This is a genomic window from Pedobacter sp. UC225_61, assembly GCF_044452285.1.
In the GTDB taxonomy this organism is placed as follows: Bacteria; Bacteroidota; Bacteroidia; order Sphingobacteriales; family Sphingobacteriaceae; genus Pedobacter.
In genome coordinates, this window is the sequence record NZ_JBIOAL010000001.1 from 3157877 (window position 1) to 3177956 (window position 20080).

11 protein-coding genes are annotated in these 20080 nt (G+C 34.8%); 3 read left to right on the forward strand and 8 right to left on the reverse strand.

Going from position 1 to position 20080, the window contains the following annotated elements; all coding sequences use genetic code 11:
* Window positions 1-472 precede the first annotated feature (472 nt).
* The 7 genes from ACHMWN_RS14415 to ACHMWN_RS14445 form a co-directional block, all read right to left on the reverse strand.
* The gene (locus ACHMWN_RS14415; protein ID WP_397302417.1) at window positions 473-3016 is read right to left on the reverse strand and encodes a glycosyl hydrolase family 95 catalytic domain-containing protein; all 2544 of its coding nucleotides are present in this window, start codon (window positions 3014-3016) and stop codon (window positions 473-475) included.
* A gap of 1 nt (window position 3017) precedes the next feature.
* Window positions 3018-5492, reverse strand: a complete 2475-nt coding sequence (locus tag ACHMWN_RS14420; protein WP_397302420.1) for a glycosyl hydrolase family 95 catalytic domain-containing protein — start codon at window positions 5490-5492, stop codon at window positions 3018-3020.
* A 6-nt stretch (window positions 5493-5498) separates the two neighbouring features.
* Window positions 5499-7781, reverse strand: a complete 2283-nt coding sequence (locus ACHMWN_RS14425) for a glycosyl hydrolase family 95 catalytic domain-containing protein (RefSeq protein ID WP_397302423.1) — start codon at window positions 7779-7781, stop codon at window positions 5499-5501.
* 93 nt (window positions 7782-7874) lie between these two features.
* Entirely contained in the window at window positions 7875-8540 is a 666-nt protein-coding gene (locus ACHMWN_RS14430) for an outer membrane beta-barrel protein (RefSeq protein WP_397302426.1), read from the reverse strand.
* Window positions 8541-8562: 22 nt separating this feature from the next.
* Window positions 8563-9414: a hypothetical protein gene (locus ACHMWN_RS14435; RefSeq protein WP_397302429.1), complete on the reverse strand. Its 852-nt coding sequence runs from the start codon at window positions 9412-9414 to the stop codon at window positions 8563-8565.
* A 78-nt stretch (window positions 9415-9492) separates the two neighbouring features.
* The gene (locus tag ACHMWN_RS14440) at window positions 9493-11055 is read right to left on the reverse strand and encodes a RagB/SusD family nutrient uptake outer membrane protein (RefSeq protein ID WP_397302431.1); all 1563 of its coding nucleotides are present in this window, start codon (window positions 11053-11055) and stop codon (window positions 9493-9495) included.
* Between the two features lie 9 nt (window positions 11056-11064).
* Window positions 11065-14184, reverse strand: coding sequence for a SusC/RagA family TonB-linked outer membrane protein (locus ACHMWN_RS14445; protein ID WP_397302434.1), 3120 nt, complete (start codon window positions 14182-14184; stop codon window positions 11065-11067).
* 563 nt (window positions 14185-14747) lie between these two features.
* Here ACHMWN_RS14445 and ACHMWN_RS14450 point away from each other — a divergent pair.
* Genes ACHMWN_RS14450 through ACHMWN_RS14460 form a run of 3 tightly spaced genes read left to right on the forward strand, consistent with a single transcriptional unit; the run spans window position 14748 to window position 17818 of the window.
* The gene (locus tag ACHMWN_RS14450) at window positions 14748-16046 is read left to right on the forward strand and encodes a BNR-4 repeat-containing protein (protein ID WP_397302437.1); all 1299 of its coding nucleotides are present in this window, start codon (window positions 14748-14750) and stop codon (window positions 16044-16046) included.
* Between the two features lie 38 nt (window positions 16047-16084).
* Window positions 16085-17380 (forward strand): PQQ-dependent sugar dehydrogenase, encoded by a 1296-nt coding sequence (locus ACHMWN_RS14455; protein ID WP_397302440.1) that lies wholly within the window; start codon window positions 16085-16087, stop codon window positions 17378-17380.
* Between the two features lie 3 nt (window positions 17381-17383).
* Window positions 17384-17818 carry a c-type cytochrome gene (locus ACHMWN_RS14460; RefSeq protein ID WP_397302443.1) on the forward strand — a complete coding sequence of 145 codons (435 nt, stop codon included), beginning with the start codon at window positions 17384-17386 and terminating at the stop codon, window positions 17816-17818.
* Window positions 17819-18366: 548 nt separating this feature from the next.
* Here the strand turns inward: ACHMWN_RS14460 and ACHMWN_RS14465 are convergent.
* On the reverse strand, window positions 18367-20070 hold the full coding sequence (locus tag ACHMWN_RS14465; RefSeq protein ID WP_397302446.1) for a glycoside hydrolase family 28 protein: 1704 nt from the start codon (window positions 20068-20070) through the stop codon (window positions 18367-18369).
* Window positions 20071-20080: the final 10 nt, after the last annotated feature.

A 20080-nucleotide genomic window follows, 5' to 3' on the forward strand; every position in this document is an offset into this window, starting at 1 on the left:
TTTATTCAATTATATTGGCATTAATAAAAGATGAATTTAAAATTATAGGAGTATATAGTTGAATAGCCTCACCTCCAACCCCTCTCCAAAAGAGAGGGGAGCTCGTGATGTAAATTAAAGTTGCAGAAGCTAGGTTTGTTTTAGCAGGTGGCATAAATCTTTTTATAAGCTCGCCGCTGCTGTGGCTCGTTCTTTTCTCTTGATAGAAAAGAACCAAAAGATCAAGGCTGTCTATCATTTTTTCGACAGTGTGTATTGTCTTTGTCCTCAAGAGCACTTCGTGGTTCTCGGATTAAGCATTAAACTTTTAGGGCAACAAGCAGCAGGTTCGATGAAGAATCGAACTGGCTCATTGTTTTGGCTTGTGGTTTCTGAAGTATTCGCAAAAGTTTTAATGCTTTCTCCTTCGTGATGCTACAAGGCCGGTCATCGTTCTTGGGGTGGGTTGTGGTTTAGGAAAGGTGATGTATTACTACAACGGCACAATTGTATAAGACTTACCTTTAACCGTACTAAAATCAATTACATAACTTTTAGCAATAGGTAAGTCTAATAGTTTTGCATCCCCGTTCTTTTTAAATTCTTCTGCTTTTGCTACGCTATTTAATTGATTTGAATTAATGCCTGTTGCCTTACGAGCCATTGTTTCTACAACTTTTACGGGGATGTTGGTTCTTAACCTACAATTGCCACCAACATTCGAAACAATAACAGCTTTAGTTAATTTATTGTCTTTCCAATTTATATTAACGGTAAAATTACCCCTAGCTTTAATCCCATTAATTGAACCCACGGCCCATTCTTTTGGTAAAGCTGGCAATAAATAAAGTTCGCCATTTTGACTTTGCAATAGCATTTCGGTAATGCCGGCAGTTGCGCCAAAATTACCATCAATTTGAAATGGTGGATGCGCATCAAATAAGTTTGGATAAGTTCCTCCTCCGGTCATGGCTACTTCTGTACTTTTAACAGGATCTATCATAGTTAATCCTGTTTTTAAAATCTTTAATGCATGGTCGCCATCAAAAAGTCGAGCCCACCAATTAATTTTCCAGGCCATAGACCATCCTGTACTTACATCACCTCTATGTACTAAAGATTGCTTAGCAGCAGCTGCTAATTCTGGTGTTCTTAACGGATTAATTTGCTGACCAGGATATAAACCGAATAAATGTGATAAATGTCTGTGCGTATCTTTCGGATTATCCACATCATTAAACCATTCTTGCAGTTGTCCGTATTGGCCGATATGAAAAGGATATAATTTTGCTTTTGCCTTAATTAATCGATCAGTAAACTCTTTATCAATCCCTAAAGCTTTCGCTGATGAAATACAGTCTGCAAAAAGTTCTCTAATGATACTCATATCCATGGTTGTAGCCATGCTTATTTCAAAGTCTTTTCCGTTTAGATTAAAAACATTTTCAGGAGAAGTTGAAGGATTGGTAACCAAATAGCCATTTTTATCTTCTACTAACCAATTGAGCATAAATTCTGCTGCGCCTTTCATTAAAGGATATCCTTTCTCTTTTAAAAAAGCCTTATCTCCTGTAAAAAGGTAATGCTCATATAAATGGGTACTCAACCAAGCGCCACCCATCGGCCATGCCGACCATCTAGCTGCTGATTTTGGGTCCCAATCGTAGCCACCACTTGGCGATGTTTTAGCCCAAATATCACTATTGTGATGTACAACCCATCCATTAGTTATCCCATAATTTACTTTTGCTGTTATTGCTCCATTCTTAGCTAGACGGGAAATAAAATCAAATAATGGTTGATGCAATTCAGATAGATTCGTGTTTTCGGCCAACCAATAATTCATTTGCGTATTGGCATTTACGGTATAATTACTTCCCCAAGGTGGTTGAACAGCATCATTCCAAATACCTTGTAAGTTTGTCGCTTGCCCTCCTTGCCTAGAACTGGCAATCATTAAATATCTTCCAAATTGATAATAAAGTGTTTGTAACCCTTGATCATTTCCTGCCTGCCCTTGTTTTGATAAACGAACATTTGTAGGTAGCTTGATAAAATCTGAATTTGCATTCAGACTAAAATTTACTCTATTAAAAAGTTTTTGGTAATCTGCCAAGTGTGCAACTTTTATAGTTGAAAAAGATTTTATTTCAGCTTTTTTTAAGTTTGCTTTTGCTTCAATTGATGGGTTTACTCCTGCTAAACCAGGTGATTTATCGAAACCATTAAAACTGGTTCCATTTGTTAAATAAATAGTAACTGCATTTGCTTTCGAAACCTTGATGTCATTACCTGCTGGGGCAACAGTCCCACCTTCATTTTTAATTTTAACATGCACTTCAAAAGTCATTCCCTCTTTATCATCGTACACAATTTGTTGAGGTTCGGTAGCTCTGTGTGCTACATGTTTAGGTGCTTTTCCTTTTAAAACGAGATAATTTGGTTGGACAGCATAAGTTTGGTAACGCAGTTTACTGGTCAAGCTTGTTGTAAAACTGATTGCATTTTTTCGATCGGCAGTAATTCTAATGGCTAGTACACGATCTGGGTAACTAACCAAGGTTTCTCTTTTATAGTTTACCCCATTAATTTGATAGGTTACCGTATGAACTGCAGTGTTTAAATCTAATGTTCGCTTATAATTTGTTGCTGTAGAGTCTTTTAAACCAAAATCTAAAAATAGGTCAGCCATGGTTAAATATCGTGCAGAATATGTTCCTTGCATATTTTTCCAATACGCAGCGGCTTGACCATAATCACCATCGGTGACTGCCTGACGAACTTTTGATAAAAATTCTTTTCCTTTTGGATTATTACCTCCATCGGGATAACCAGACCAAAGTGTTGCATTATTTAACTGAATTCTTTCTTTATTCACTCGTCCAAAAACCATAGCTCCAGTTTTTCCATTCCCTAAAGCCAACGCTTCTTCCCAAACTCTGGCAGGTGCAGTATACCATAATTTAAGTGGGTCTTTCACTTGAGCTGAAGTAGAAAATGCAAAGAATGTGATAATAAGAAAAAGGTATCGTTTCATGTTAAAAATTAAAAGTATACGTTTTACCAGCTACAGTTTGTAAATCGTAGTCAGTTGATTTAGGAATAAGTACTTTATTTAGTTTAGCTTCTTTTGAAATTAACGGTGCTTTAATTTGCGGCATTTCATAAAAAGCATTCGAATTCTTATTCTTCGCTAATTTAAATGGAATTTTACTTTTATCTAGTTGGGAATCATTTAACCGTAATCGGCAATTACCTCCCAATTTCGATTTGATTTTTAATTGAGCAATCTTCCCATTTTTCCAAGCAATCGCAATTTCAAAACCACCACGAGCTATTAAGCCAGTAATTTCTCCATTCGCCCATACATCTGGCAAAGCAGGTAAAATATATACTGCCCCATCATGAGATTGTAGTAGCATTTCGGCAATACCTGCGGTACAACCAAAATTTCCATCAATTTGAAAAGGAGGATGTGCATCTAACATGTTTGGATAAGTACCCCCACCCTTTGTGTTTACGGTATCGAGCTTACTACCAACCAATCTCAATTGATCTGCAATAAGTTTATACGCATGATTTCCATCTAAAAATCGTGCCCATAAATTCACTTTCCAGCCCATCGACCAGCCTGTTGCCGGATCTCCTCGGTATATTAAAGAGGTTTTTGCAGCATCGAATAATTCTGGTGTACGGTTTGGCGAAATCTGATTACTTGGATACACACCATATAGATGGGATACGTGACGGTGTTTATCATCAACACGATCTAAATCAGTTAGCCATTCTTGTAGCTGACCGTACTTTCCAATTTGCATTGGTGCTAATCTTGCTATTGTAGTACTTAATTTCTTTCTAAAATCAGCATCTAAATTTAGAATTGATGCCGCTTTACTGGTTTTTGTAAACAAGTCAAATAGCAATTGATTATCCATCGTCGTTCCAGCAGAGATAGACACTCTTTTACCTTCTACATAGGTATTTTCAGGTGAAACTGATGGTACAACTACTAACCATTTATGTGAAGGTTCTTCTTGTAATACATCCAAATAAAATTCACAGGCGCCTTTTAATACTGGATAATATTGTTTTAAGAAATTTTTATCGCCAGTAAATTGGTAATGATCCCATAAATGTTGGCTTAACCAATTGCCTCCCATTGGCCATAAACCAGGGAAAACGCGATCAACAGGTCCTGTAATTCTAAATAAGTCAGTATTATGGTGAGTAACCCAGCCTTTAGCACCGTACATTACTTTTGCCGTTTCTTTTCCGGTAATGGATAAATCTTTTACCATTTTAAATAAAGGATCATGCAGTTCGGTCAAATTAGTAACCTCTGCAGGCCAATAATTCATTTCTGTATTGATATTAATGGTGTATTTACTATCCCATGGGGGAAGTAATTTATCATTCCAAATTCCTTGTAATGTTGCTGGTTGAGTGCCTGGTTGTGAACTTGAAATCAATAAATACCTTCCATATTGAAAGTAAAGAGCAGCTAGATGTGGATCATTTGATTTTGCAAATTCTAAAATTCGTTGATCAGTTGGTTTATTTACCGCATCTGAAATACCTAATTGTAATTTTACTCTGTTAAAATAGTTGCGGTAGAATTGAATGTGTTCTTTTAAAGCTACATCATAGTTTTTGAGCACAGCTTTGTCTAAGAATTTCGCTGCTTTTTCTGCTGCGTTTCCACTGAGATCGTTATACTTTTTAAAATTAGTGGCAATGGAAACATAAACAATAGCGGAGTTTGCATTTTTTACTTCGTAGGTATTATTTTCAGCTGTAAGTGTACCACCTTGGTTAACAACTTTGGTTTGCGATTCGAATTTAATCTGACCTTTTTCTCCTTCATGATCAGATGTAATTCCGTTTAAAATCAATTTGCCTTTGCTTATTTTTTGTTCGCTTTTTTGTGGTGAAACCATAGATGTCGTGAAGGAGATTTGGCCAGGTTTACTCGCAGTTAATCGTATAACCATTACTTGATCTACAAATGAAGAGAATATTTCTCTTTTATAGTGTACGCCATTTAAATCATAGGTAACTGTTGCTACTGCCTTTTCGATATTTAAATCGCGATAATAGTTCGTAGCTTTTTCATGTCCATTAAAATCAAGAAATAAATCACCTACAGTTTGGTAAACCATTCCGCTATTCTTTTTGGGAAACATTTTTACATCAGCAATTGCTTGAGCTTCTTCAAATTTTCCATCAAAAATCAATTTTCTCAATTCGGGGATTGCTGCTCCAGACTCTGCGGTAATATTTTGATTAGGGCCACCAGACCACACTGTTTCTTCATTCAATTGCAATTGTTCTTTAGCGGGGTTACCAAAAACCATGGCACCCAATCGACCATTACCAATAGGCAATGCTTCGTTCCAATTTGCGGCGGGTGCTGCATAACATAATTTTAAGGTAGCATCATTTTTCTTCTGCTGCGCAAAAACAGAGGCAGAAAGGTAAAAGCAGATTATAAAAACTAAGATCTTTTTTAACATGTTAACTTATTTTTGAGCATGTAATCCCCAATAATTGTTGTTATTATCATTTACAGTAATAGCATTCATTACGAAAGACGTAGGTTTAGTTCCGGTATACAAAATCACTTCCTCTCCTTTTTTCAAATCTATTGTAATTACGCCATTATCTTTTGGTGTTACTTTAAATACACGTTTTCCGGAAGCTTTTACTGGAGCAGTCCAATCTGTTTTTACCAAAAGTGGTTGACCAGCTAAGCTTTTAATTTTAACAAATTGAGTTTTACCATTGCTTCTTACTGCACTTACTTCAAATGCTCCTTTAGCTAACAATTTATCAAAAGAAGCGGCTTTCCAATCGTCTGGCACAGCTGGAAAAATTCTCAAAATTCCATTCCAGCTTTGTAATAACATTTCGTTAATGGTGGTTACAGCCGATAAAGGCGTTTCTATTACAGGGCCAGCTTCTGTGTACATGGTATTTGGTTTAATGCTAAATCGTCCTTTCATCATTTCATTTAGCAATTGATGCGTTTTATTTCCATTACCCATCATGGCGTAAATTGATCCAGAACCAGTATAAGAATAACCACGCCAAGCGCCGCTATTTTTCTCCCATTGATCTAGTGATTGTTTAATGAGTGTCCTGTTTTCTAGCTGATCCCAATTGATATCGTAAATTGGATACACTTGTAGCAAGTGCGAATAATGACGATGAGAAAGTGAAAAATCTGCATCTCTGCCAATTCTAAAACCTAATTTATCTTGTGGATATGGCACTAAATTATCAATCATATCTTGCCACTTTGGCGCTAATTCATCTTTTAGTTGCAATTCTTTATTCATGTAAAGCAAAGTTTTCGCTCCCCATTTTAATACCGCTAAATCGTAGTTCGCATCTCTGGTAATCCCCTTTGGATATTCTGGCGAATAAGTATACGGTAAATGATATTTCCCATCACTTTGCTTATCCATTACGTTGATGTAATAGTTAATCGAACGTTTCAAAATTGGATAAAGTAATTTTAAATTCTCTTTATCCATAGTGTATTCGTAAGATTGATAAGCGACATGTAATAACCAAGTTAAATTTCCTAACTCTAAAGATGCCGCACTATTGCCAATACTATCATTTCCCTTCACAACTTTTACTCCACCTGTCATTGCATAAGGCCCTGAACGACCAATGGCTGCCGAGTTATGCTGATAAGGTTGTGGTGCATTTTTAGAAAGATTTGGCAAATTATCTCTTAGCATAATCAACAATGGTTTTGCTAAATCAATGTGATTTGAACTAAAGAAAGGATAATACGTTAATTGAATATTTAAATTCCACCAATATTTTGGCCAAGGCGATGCTTTGTACCATGGCCCCATTAAATCTATCGGATAAGCACCAACTCTAGTTGCCGATGCCATTTTATATTGTTGAATCCACCAGAAACTCTGTAAACGACTATCTGGTATTGAAATAAAGCTCTTTTGATAAAATTGATGCCAGTAATTTCTATGGCTAGCTGTTAAAGTAGCTATGCTTTCTACTTTAAGTGGAGTTAAAATAGCCTGCGCTTTTTGTTTTGATGTATTTTGAGGATAGGTATTTGCAATGGTAATTAGTAAAGTATTGTCATTAGTATTACCTAATTTCTTCCAAGCTGTAGTGTAACTTCCACCAGCTAACAATGGCTGAACAGTATAATTGATATTGTTTTGTGTTGAGGTGCTATAAGTTGGATTTGCAGGGTATTTTGCTGCACTATCTTTACCTAATGTTAAATATGGGCTAATTGACTTTTCGGGTTTCCAATCCCATTGGTAAATAAGGTTTTTATTTGAAGCATTTGTTTTCAGGACAATCACATCATTTTTTGCTGCAACCAGACCTTTAAATTGAACTACGCCTTCGGTAGTCGTAATTGTGCCTCGAAGTTCTGCATTCCATAAATCTAGTCGGAGGTTTATTTTTTGTATTTTACCTTTAAAACGTAATACAAATTTTCCGATAGGCATTCTTGCTCTTCCAATAGACGGGTTAATGCCTTCACGATGATCTACTACGTCGGTTCTACCTAAATCAAAACGAATGGCATTTTCATCTTCTTTATAAACCATAACGCCTAATAATCCATTCCCTAAAAAAGCACCTTCTTCCCATTTGGTAGATAGAGAATCAAAAACGAGATCTTGTTTTGCAAAAAAAGATGTATAATTTATTGCATTTCTATATTGCGCAAAAGCGGAAGAACTACAAGCAAGCAATAAAAGGAAAAGTATTTTTTTGAATACTGAATGTCGAAATTGATTTTTCATGTAAATGATTAATAAGGAATTAACAAAAAATACGAATTGGCAGTTAACAAAAAGGCCACCTAATGGGCGGCCTTTCTGCTGAAAATAGTTAATTTAAAACAGATAGCCTAATGAAAAGCCAGCTACTCTATTGTGTGATTTAAAATTATCATTATTGCTAATGTTGGCTAAACCAAAGCCGTAATTTAGATCAATGAACATTCCGTTTTTCAATCTGAAACCTGCTACACCATTAAGTCCGTAATCTCCAGATTTTAACTCGGTTGGTTGATCACCAAATTCTATACTTTCTGCACTACCTCTTTTAATGTAGATGTTTCTTTTATCGATTGATCTAATTCTACCGCCAATAGCATACGCACCGTAAACTCCACCACCAATGTAGGCTGTTCCTAATTCAATTTCTTTATTATAAAGCAAATTAATAGGAAGCTCTAGATAAGTAAGATTGATGTTACGTTCTGTAGTGTATGGAACTGGATAACCGAAAGAGATACTGTTGTGTTGTTCCACCGATTTATTTCCTTTTACTGAAAAATTTAAACCAGTTTGTAAAGTTGTTGCTTTACCAACAGGTGTAGTTGTAAAAACTCCAAGTAAAAATTTAGCACTTATTTTATATTCTGAACTTGGACTAAAACTAGTTCTTGGTTGTAACGACGGGAAATTTAAACCCGCTCGCACGCCAAACTTAGTCTTTTGAGCCATTAAGCTATTGCTAGCTATTAGTATGGTTATGAGGATTAAAAGTCTTTTCATATTATTTTATAATTAAAATGAATTATCTAGATGGACGAACTGTAACTCCCCAAACATGTATAGTACCATTAGTACACTTATAGTTAGATGATCTTACGATTAAACCTCCGTTAAAAAACAATTTAGAATCTGCTGTATTGGAAACTTTTAAATTAAACTTTCCTTCTGGATCAAAACCTGTTGGTGCTGTTCCAGTACCAGTATAATTAAAAGCGAATACAGCAGGAGTACCTGTACTGGCTGTTGTAAAACCTGGTGTTGTAGATGGTGTAACCATATAGCCTAGTCGCGTTTCTTTTGTTGCAACGCTACCAGCTGGCAATAACGATTGAATATCTACACCTGCTGGTGTTAAATTATCATAATTATAATCTCCTAACCCAATTAAATACAATAGATATTTTCTTACCGTTTCCTTATCGTAATCTTTCCAGCTTTTAGTACCTGCTGAAGTAGTCGGAATTCCAGATGTAGGTGTAGTGAACTTAATAGATCCATCTGGATTTTTTACGATTGTAGGGTAATCAATAAAAAAGCAGTTCGATTGCAAAGTTTGTGAACCATTTACTCTTCTAATGGCATCGTTATGCAGAAAAATATAGGTTCTATTTGGTTTTGTATACTCTAATGTATCAATTCCAGAATAATCAATTGCTTTTTTCATCCATCTAAAAACGGTATCATTTGGATTATTTCCATCCGCTCTTTGTTTTAAATAAGCCCATGCAGTCATGTTTACATTTTCTTGTAAGATTGATTTTTTATAATCATAATCTTCTTGAAGGTCTAAACCAAACACACTACATCCTGAGATAAATAAGCTAATGGCCATCAGTACCAATAGTCCATTAAGTTTTGTTTTTATTTTTTTCATCATTATATTTTTTAATGGTGATGAAACTATCATGAGCGTTTAAAGATTTGCTCATGATGGTTTCACGATATAAATTTCTTAATCTGTATATGGTGCGTTTTGAGTTAATAAAGAATTTGAGTTTAGCACATTTCTGTTTAATGGCCATAGGTATTTTCTCTTATCCGTACCAAAACCTGTAGCATCTGCAGGTAATACTCCAGCTCTAACTTGACGAGCTTTGATAATTGGATCCATTATCTGAATTACTCTATCAGTACGCACTAAATCAAACCATCTTTTACCTTCTCCAAAAAGCTCATATTGTCTTTCTTGAATAATTGCATCCTCTAATTTAGTTTCGTCTAAAACCCCAGGTGTTACCGAAACTTCTGGACTAGTAGTTGTATAATTAGCTATACCAGCTCTTGTACGAATGAAGTTTAAATATTTTAAAGAATTAGTTTTATCTCCTGTTTTATTTAATAATTCTGCATACAATAAATACATATCCGCTAATCTATACATAGGCAGGTATACGACAGAAGTGTTGGCATCTCTATCTGCTGCTGCAACTGTATAAGTAGTTGTACCTATGGTACCAGTTCCTTTATAATATTTCCAAAGGCGATCTCTTGCATCAGTTTTAGTAATATCATACGTAGCTCTTAGTCTAATATCATTTGGATATTTTAATGGCCAATCGTAGAAAATACCAAAATCAATTACCAAAGGTGTATTATTCGGTGTTGCCGAAACTCCAGCCATACAAGGACAACCATTTACAACATTATCCCAATGAATATTCCAGATAGCTTCAATACTGTTTGATGGATCAGTAAACATTTTATTCCAGTTAGCAGTAGGTTCTAAATCTGTAATTGCAGTACCGCCATACGTAGCTTTTGCAGGTGCTTTAGTAGCTCCTAATAAAGTAAACCATTTTTTGGCATTTACATAATCTTTACGCCACATGTACACATCCATTAAGGCTGCGCAAGCTGCTCCTCTGCTAAACTTAAAAACACTATAATTTGCAGTATTAACGTTATTGTACGCAAATTCTAAATCAGGAATAATTACAGTATCAAAAATTTTATCAACAGGGTCTCTAGCCTGTTTTGCATCTAAATTAGCATCTTCATATGGTGCTAATTTAATTGGCGCATCACCCCAAGTTCTCACAATATAAAAGTAAGCCATTGCTCTAAGCGCTCTACTTTGCGCTAAATTATCTGTAATAATTAATGGTGTAACTAATGCTGGGTTAATCTCTGTTTTTGCAATACCAGGCAAATATTTAAGGTTTAAATTCGCAATGTTAATTACCTTATACATACTAGACCAATCTGAAAACGGATTACCAGCAGTTAATCCATTTAACTGCAACTCTGAATAGGTAGAATTAGAGTTACCCCCTCTTTCATAATTATCCGAACGAGCTTCACCCCACATCGTGTATTTATTGTTAAACTGAGATTCTCCAACCATTGCTTGTTGAAAATTGCCATATAATGAGGCCATCGCACCAGTCATATCCTTGGCAGATTTATAAAAATCTTCTGCTCTAATGGCAGTTACAGGTGGAACTTCTAAAAACTTTTTACAGCTTCCTAACGTAATTAGTACCGTTAAGCAAGCAATACTTAATATCTTTTTCATATCTATTCTTTATAAGCTAATGTTTATACCAAAACCAAATTCTCTACGCTTAGGGTATTTACCACCGTCGGTTCCAGGTGTTAACGGATTATCGTTACTAAATTCTGGATCAAAACCTGAGTAATTTGTCCATGTCAACAAGTTGGTTCCATAAACAAAAACCGATAATCCTTTCAACTTAAATTTATTAATTAATGCAGGTTGGAATGAGTAATTAAATCTTGCACTAGATAACCTTACAAATGAGGCATCTTCTAAATAATAGCTATTTACACCTCTTTTTTGATTTCCATTATTGTCTTTTGTAGGGAAATATGGATAAATCGCAATATCACCTTCTTTTCTCCATGCACCATATATAGCTTCAGGGAAGGCAGTTCCATTAGTAGATCCAAAAGTCGAGAAACTCTCTTTAAATGAATTATAGATTTGTCCACCAATGGTAGCGTTTATCATCACATTCAAAGAAAATCTTTTATAAGAAAATGTGTTAGCTAAACCAAGATAAAAATCAGGTGTTGCATTACCAATTATCGAACGATCTGCATCATCAATAAGACCGTCTTTATTTACATCTAACCATTCTGTATCTCCACCTTTAAGGAAACCTGCAGGACCACTTACTTTTTGAATAGTACCATTGTATCTTTGTCCATTTAAAGTGTAGTATTCTGCCGATTGGCCATCTGGAGCAACATTTACTGGCTCTAATCTTGTCCAATCTGAAGAATAAGCATTAGATGCTGTCCATCTATAAATACCTAACTGTTTATAACCATAAAAGTCTCCTAATCTACCACCTGGGCTAATCAAATATCTAGTCCCTGTAATAAATGGTTCATTTTTGAATAAACTTTTCACTCTTCCTTGTTCAAAAGAGATATTCGCATTTACAAACCATGTAAAATTAGGTTTCGCAACTGGTGTACCAGAAAGTGAAAATTCAGCTCCATTGGTGTACAAATCACCAGCGTTCACACGCACCGTTTGGAAACCCGTTTCTTTAGGTAACAAGTTATCCATTAACAATTTGTTAGTTGCTTTATGATAATAATCTACTACCAAGAGTAATCTTCCACCAAACATACTGATATCAGTTCCTATATTGGATTGAACTGTACTTTCCCATTGGATTTTTGGATTACCTAATCTATTTGAGATTACAGCACCTGCATCGCCTAAATAACTTACATCTCCAAAACTTACTAAAGTAGCATCTTCATTATCGCCAATACCATTATTACCTTGTTGACCAATACTTACTCTTATTTTTGCATCGTTTAATACTTTTCCTTTAGCCCATGCCATGAATTTCTCATCAGATAAGCGCCATGCTAATGAACCAGATATGAAATTACCCCATTTATTTTCTGGACCAAACTTTGATGAGCCATCTCTTCTAAATGTACTATTTACAATGTAACGACCTTTGTAATTATAGCCTAAACGGGCAAATAATGAAGCCAAAGAGTTTCCACCACCACCAGAATTACTATTTCTGATATCAATATTACTTAAGTTAAAATTGGTTACTTGCTCATTCACAAAAGAACCTGGCAAAGCTTGTAATTTTAAAGATCTAGAACTATTCTTTGAAGATTCAACCCCTAATGTTGCATTGAATTTATGTTCTTTTCCAATAGTTTTATCGTAGTTAAAATAAGACTGCAGTATCCAATTGAAATTTATTGAAGAACTTTGATTTCCTCTATTCTCATTTCCATTATCATCTAAAAACTCTGGTTGAAAATACTTGTTATTATTATTATTTAAAGTTCCACTTGCAACAGCAGTAAACCTAAGATCTTTAATGATATTGTATTGAAGGTTATTTGTAAAAGCTGCACCATAACCATCTGTAATGTTGGTTTCTAGTAAGGCATTTGCAATTGGATTACGCTTACTTGAAGTGTAACTTGTTAAGGTACCATCTGGTAAATAAATTCTTAAGTTGTTCGGTCTATCAAAAACTGGGTTTAAAGAACCACCTGTACTCCAAGTAGATTTCTTGTTCCAGTTAAAGCTAATATTTGTATTATTCTTAAGTTTAGGACTAACTTGAAAATCAATATTCATCCTTCCTTGTAAACGTTTTGCCCACGTATTTAAAACACTACCCTTATCATCTAAATAATTTAAACTCGAGTAAAAGGTTAAACCTTTTTGTCCACCGCTAACACTTAATTTTACATCATTTAAAATAGCTGTATTATCTAATAACATTTCTTCTAAATAGTTATCAGCATTGTAAGCTACGTTTAATGAGTCTGTATTACTTCCTGAAGTTGGATTGTTATTGTTTTGGATTTGTCTCCACAAACGCAAATCTTTTGAGTTTGCTTGTTGTATAGTGTGCGCAATGTTACCTATTTTACGACCGTAGGAAACATCAACTCTAGGTTTTCCTACTTGACCTCTTTTGGTAGTTACCAAAACAACCCCATTTGCTGCTCTAGATCCATAAATAGAAGTTGATGCAGCATCTTTTAAAATTTCAAGATTTTGGATATCATTTGGGTTAATATTAGCAATACTTTCGCCAATTACACCATCAATAACGTACAACGGGCTATTTCCGGAGCCAAAACCAGATGCTCCACGAATTTGAATAGTTCCTTCTCCGCCTGGCTCTCCATTATCGTTAACTACCAATACTCCAGATGCCTGTCCTTGTATGGCATCATAAATAGTAGTCGGTTGACGTTCGGCAATTTGAGCTGCATTAATAGAAACTGTCGATCCCGTTAAGTCTGATTTTTTTGAAGTACCACCATATCCTTGAATTACAACCTCGGTTAATGCACCTACGTTTTCTTGTAATACAATAGAAAGTACTTTTCTATCGCCTACCAGCTCTTCATAAGGGTTATAGCCAATATAGCTGAATATCAATCTCGCTTTTTGGTCTGGAACTTTAATGGAGAATTTTCCATCATTATCAGTTAGTGCAGTAGTTGTTCCATCTTTCACTTTAATACCTACTCCCGGAATTGTTTCTCCTTTGTTGTCTTTAACAGTACCTGTAACGGTAATTGTTTGTGCAAAAGAAGCAATTGGAGACATAAGCAGTAGGAAAACCAATGTTTTCCAAATGTTAGGGTTAATGAGTTTTGTAAATGTCTTGTCCATATAATGAATATTTGTTAGGTTAAATTTTGATTTTTTTGATTTGATCAAAATTAATTCATGTTGGATAAGCACTTAAAGATGCGATTAAACGCATGCTTTTGCGGTTTGGTGTCATAGCTGAATAGTTTATAATTGGTTATACAATAGAAAGAAATTCTCAACTTCCTTTAGTGAATGTTTTTAGCGTATTAATCAGTTATTTTGGCATCGCTTAAATAAATATCAAACTAAACATGCTTAAAAAGTTGACAACATTTTTGAATAAAACGCAATTATTTATCCAATCACTTTAAGATTCAATAGCGCAAATACACGTGATAAATTGGTATTTTAGTATGTTTTTAATAAAAATTCTGAATTTTCATTAAAGATCAATCAGTAAGTTTCTACTCACAATTAGCTTACTTTTTTTGCTAGATTTTCGGTCATTTATTAAGTTAAAAAGAAAGAATATCTCTTTCTTATGCCAATTTTATTGCATAAAAAGCCAATTGTTACCAATTATGACTTCTAGTATACGCTAGATTTGATATACCGATTTTTATTTCTCAATCTTAGATCACATGTATATTAAACGTATTCTTTTGTTAGCCCTATGTTTAGCAAACGTAAAAAATGCTCAAAGCCAGCAATCCTATTCAATAACTAAAATTAGTGAGGATGCCAATATCAGATCAGACCAAAGACCTATTTCAATTGGCTTTTATGATAAAAGTATAAACAAAACTTTTATTACTTGGATGGGAGAAAAAAGTAAAACCATCGTAAAAGCTTATGATCATACCGCTAAAAAATGGAGTGATGATAAAATTGTAGGAACCCCTACATTTATAGATAAGCATAATTACCCAGGTATGTTGAAAGGTGCAGATAATCGCTTGTATATCTTTTACGGATGTCACAATTCTACCATGCGAATGACTATTTCTCCTAAACCACTGAGCATTGATGGGAGCTGGGAAGATCAATTTATTCCAATAGCCGAAAAAGCATCTTATCCAGCACCAATTATTACGTCCGATGGTACTTTTTATGTTTTTTATAGAGAAACAAGGCAAACCAATAAATTCTCAGATGATAGACCCTATCAATTTGTAAAATCTACTGACAATGGTAAAACCTGGACTAAACAAATGGCAATTGACCCTTTTCCGAGAGTAACAGATAATATGTGTGAGGTTTACAATGGCAAAGTAACTTATCAACCCGCCATGAACGGAAATAAAGCTAAAATTCACTTAGCATGGACGATTGCAGGTGAGAAATTAGGCAAGCATGCACATGCTACTTATGGCCGAAATGTTTATTACGCTTATTTAGATCCAAGTAATGATCACCTATATAGTATAAAAGGTAAAGATTTAGGGAAAACTATTGAAGCTAAAGAGTTAGATGAATTTTGTCAAGTTTTAGATACTGGTATTCCAGAAACTGGGCATTTAGCAGGATTACAAGTGTCAGTTCATTATCGTGATAATGGGCTTCCTCTGATTTATTTTGACAATCAAGTTGGTGGTGGGCCAGGTTCGGCAACTTGGGATGGAAACAAATGGATTTTTGCTAGTATCGAAACACCCGGTAATAGCATTAGGGATTTAAGAGACCCGAGAGAATTAGAAAAATTTGGTGCAGATTCTTTTAGAGTTTACAAACCATCTGAAGATTCAATAAAAGTATATATCACTACTAACGGAGGAAAAAGCTGGCAATTTGAAAATAGTATAAAGGTAGGTCAAAAAGTAGATCGGGTTCATACTATAGATAATGCACATCCAAGCATCAAATTAATGATTACCGAGGCAGGTGATAATACTTTAGATGTGGCGAAAAGAGATGTTTTTATTGGAAGTATTAAAAAATAAATAGAAATTAAACGATTAAAATTATAATTCAAAAGCAAATGAGAAAAAATACGATTCTCCCAATCTTTATTGCATGTCTTTTATTCATAGGCACATTGTTCTCTTTCATGAATAAGCATGCTAATGAAATTACACCATTTAAGGCAGACGCTGATAATGCTGGTTTAAAATTACTAGATGGCTTTGGCGCCACTAAAATTGCAGATAACTTAGGTAGAGCGAGGCATATAATTGTAACCAAAGACGGTAGTGTATATATTAAATTGATGAGAGTGGTTAACGGAAAAGGTATTCTATATCTTCAGGATAATGATAAAGATGGAAAATATGAAACGCAGCTGGCATTTGGTGATTATTTAGGAACGGGAATTACAATCAAAAAAGGTTATTTATATGCTTCATCTGATAAAGAAGTTTTTCGATATAAATTAGACGATGCAGAAAAAGTAATTGACCCGCTAAAGCCTGAGAAAATCGTAACTGGATTAATTGCGGGAAGACAACATCAAACCAAATCTATTGTATTAGATAATGACGATAATATCTACGTAAATATTGGCTCTCCTTCTAACTCTTGTCAAGAAATGGATCGTGGTCTAGAATCAAAAGGTAAGGCTGGTTGTCCAATTTTAGATTCTGCGGGTGGAATTTGGCAATTTAAAGCAGACAAATTAAATCAAACCTATGTTGATGGAGTAAAATATGCTACTGGATTAAGAAATGTAATGGGCTTAGATTGGAATACCCAAAACAATACATTGTATGTAATGCAACACGGTAGGGATAATTTAAGCTCATCATGGCCTAAATTATATACCGATAAACAATCTGCAGAATTACCTGCTGAAGTGATGTATATGTTGAAAAAAGGAGATAATGCAGGTTGGCCTTATACCTATTATGATCCTTTCTTAAACAAAAAAATTCTTGCTCCAGAGTATGGTGGCGATGGTAAAAAAGAAGGTAGCAAAGAATTTATAGATCCAATAGTTGCTTTTCCGGCACACATGGCACCTAACGGATTGTTATTTTATACTGGAAATATGTTTCCAGAAAAATATAAAAATGGTGCTTTTGTTGCGTTCCACGGTTCTTGGAATAGAGCACCAGAAAAACAAGCCGGATATTTTATGGTCTTTGTTCCATTTAAAGATGGTAAACCTGCTGGTAAATGGGAAGTATTTGCTGATGGCTTTTCTGGGGTAAATGAAGTAATTGTTCCAAAAGAAGCACAGCATAGACCGTGCGGACTGGCTCAAGGTCCAGATGGTTCTTTATTTGTAACTGACGATGTAAAAGGAACTGTTTATAGAATTGGATACACTAAAAAATAAGATATGAAGAGAATAATTTTCGCAGCACTTTTATCAATTGGATTTTCGGTGAATTTAAGTGCTCAAACCAAAAAAATCCAAACCAAAGCTAAACCTGTTGTTCCTGCACCATCTATTGTAAATGGTAAATTGGTTTACACTAAATACTGTATGGTTTGTCATCAAATAGATGGCGGTGGTGTAATGGGCTTAAATCCTCCTTTAAGTAAAACTGAATATGTTTTAGGAGACCAAAAAAGATTAATTACTATTGTTTTAAAGGGTTTCAACAAAGAAATTGAGATAGATGGTGAAACCTATGCTAACCCAATGCCTGGATTAGGACATTTAAGTGACCAGCAAGTTGCAGATGTGTTGAGCTTTGTTCGGAATAGCTTTGGAAATAAAGCAAGTTTAATTACTCCTGCTCAAGTTAAAGCAGTTAGAGCTTCTAAATAAAAATAGTTGGTTTTCTAATAAAAAGAGAGGTTGCTTAAAAAAAGCAGCCTCTCTTTTTATTTTGGAGAACCTAACACTTATTGAATTGTATGAAGTACTATAATAACAACTCAGAGCAGTAGAATAAACAACTCAGAGCAGTAGAATAAACAACTCACAGTAGTGGAACGACAACTCAGAGTAGTAAAATGACAACTCAGAGTAATAGAATGGCAACTCAGAGTAGTGGAACGACAACTCAGAGTAGTGGAACGACAACTCAGAGCAGTGGAACGACAACTCAGAGTAGTGAAACGACAACTCAGAGCAGTGAAACGACAACTCAGAGCAGTGAAACGACAACTCAGAGTAGTAAACGACAACTCAGAGTAGTAGAATACTACATATAAACTAGAGAAAATTTCGTCATGAGAGGAACGAAGACAACCGACAAAGTGAGCTCATGAATACCAATAAAACTATATGAACTTATGAATAATCTTAAAGCGATAATCTATAATACTTTGTCTGCAATGCAGAATTACTTCCTTCAGAAATTACCTCATAACTTAAACCCTAATTTTTATAGATTTAATTGTTGCTCCATTTTCAAAAACAACTGTTTTGGTTGCTTTTCTTAAATCACCCCCATCTAGCATTAATCCTGCGTTAGTTTTTCCATCTATTTTTAAAAAAGCATTTGCTGGAGTTAATAATCTGGCCGAAGAAATCATTACATCTTTAGAATTTGTAAATCTTAACGTACAATCTGCAGTTTTACTTCCTTTTACAGCTAAACCTGTGATCGTGCAATCGTGTACATTATCAAAGATTAGAGCAGGTCTAGCATCAGCCTGATCAAATTCAAGTCGTACATTTTGTAATGTTAGGCCTTTTACATTTCTAGCATACATTCCATACGCTGGTGGACCAGATGGTGCTGGATCCCATACCGTAAAATATTCTTGAGCAGTTTGTGGAATATCTTTTTTTGATGCTAATTCTTTTGATCCACCACCAGCATAACTTACATGAATATCGGTAAAGCTTACATTTTCGATAAAGTTATTTCCTAATGCATTGAGTGTAATACAGCTAAAATGCTCCCCTAGATATACTTTTACATCAAAAGGAATATCTGGATGATTTACAGGAACTGGTACAACCGTAGCTCTAATTCCGTTAAAAACAATATTTCTAACAAATGTTGGCTGTGTAGTGGCTTGTGAAGCATCATTTGTTCCTCTTTTAGATGGTCCGCTAAATCCAATTCCAATAGGGCCAGTTACATTTCTCATAATAATGTTTGAAAAAGTAAGATTTTCTAATCTCGCATTACCTGAACTAATTTTTATTGGGCAGCCATAGGTATCGTAAATTAAACAATTTGATATGGCTATATTTTGAGCATCACCACTGCCAAATCTAAAAATAGACCAACGTGTGCTAAAAGAACTATTGGTTACGGTTACAAATTGGTTACTTCCAAATAAAGCACATGCATCATCCTGACAACGAACATCGCAATTTATAATGTGCACATATTTACAGTTGTTAAAATGAAAGCCATCGTTGTTTTTATTAACGCGATTATAAATCTTTACGCCATCGATATTAACCTGCTCACAGTTTAAAATTCTAAAACAGTGATAAGCACTTTTGGTATAAAACGAATCGCGTAAAAGCAGATTATAACATTTATAAAAGATCAATAAATGCGGTCGATCAAAATAACCTCCACCTTGTGAATTTGGCCCCGTATTATCACCTTGTCCGGTAAAAAATGCTGATCCATTGCCATCAATTGTTCCCCTACCCTGTATTGAAACATTTTCTGCATTGGCAGCGTAAATCATAACGATATTTCCATTTCCAGCAGGCACTCCTTTTCCAGCTGTATAGTCTTCTTTTCTAGGACTTCCTAGCAATTTGCCTTGATTTGAAAGATGTAAGGTTACATTGCTTTTCAGTTCAATCGTACCGATCACAAAATCACCTGCAGGTACCAGCACTGTCCCGCCTTTTTCTTGATAACACAAATCTATCGCTGCCTGTACTGCCGTTGTATTTAGAGTTTTTCCATCGCCTTTGGCTCCAAAATCTTTGATATTATAAATTTGAGCACCAAACATTTTTTCATCTGTAGCATTACCTTCTTTTGCTTGTGCCGAATTACCAATAAAACTTGCGCCAATAACTGCAGCAGCAGGAATTGAAACACTTTTCAACCATTTTCTTCTCGAAAAAGCGCTTTCATTTTCTATTTGATCCATGTTAGAAATT

What these genes read in the sequence shown, in the direction of transcription:
- ACHMWN_RS14440 (WP_397302431.1), bottom strand. Translation starts at nt 11,055, where the DNA reads ATGAAAAAGATATTAAGTATTGCTTGCTTAACGGTACTAATTACGTTA.
- ACHMWN_RS14420 (WP_397302420.1), bottom strand. Translation starts at nt 5,492, where the DNA reads ATGTTAAAAAAGATCTTAGTTTTTATAATCTGCTTTTACCTTTCTGCC.
- ACHMWN_RS14435 (WP_397302429.1), bottom strand. Translation starts at nt 9,414, where the DNA reads ATGAAAAAAATAAAAACAAAACTTAATGGACTATTGGTACTGATGGCC.
- ACHMWN_RS14460 (WP_397302443.1), top strand. Translation starts at nt 17,384, where the DNA reads ATGAAGAGAATAATTTTCGCAGCACTTTTATCAATTGGATTTTCGGTG.
- ACHMWN_RS14455 (WP_397302440.1), top strand. Translation starts at nt 16,085, where the DNA reads ATGAGAAAAAATACGATTCTCCCAATCTTTATTGCATGTCTTTTATTC.
- ACHMWN_RS14445 (WP_397302434.1), bottom strand. Translation starts at nt 14,184, where the DNA reads ATGGACAAGACATTTACAAAACTCATTAACCCTAACATTTGGAAAACA.
- ACHMWN_RS14425 (WP_397302423.1), bottom strand. Translation starts at nt 7,781, where the DNA reads ATGAAAAATCAATTTCGACATTCAGTATTCAAAAAAATACTTTTCCTT.
- ACHMWN_RS14415 (WP_397302417.1), bottom strand. Translation starts at nt 3,016, where the DNA reads ATGAAACGATACCTTTTTCTTATTATCACATTCTTTGCATTTTCTACT.
- ACHMWN_RS14450 (WP_397302437.1), top strand. Translation starts at nt 14,748, where the DNA reads ATGTATATTAAACGTATTCTTTTGTTAGCCCTATGTTTAGCAAACGTA.
- ACHMWN_RS14465 (WP_397302446.1), bottom strand. Translation starts at nt 20,070, where the DNA reads ATGGATCAAATAGAAAATGAAAGCGCTTTTTCGAGAAGAAAATGGTTG.
- ACHMWN_RS14430 (WP_397302426.1), bottom strand. Translation starts at nt 8,540, where the DNA reads ATGAAAAGACTTTTAATCCTCATAACCATACTAATAGCTAGCAATAGC.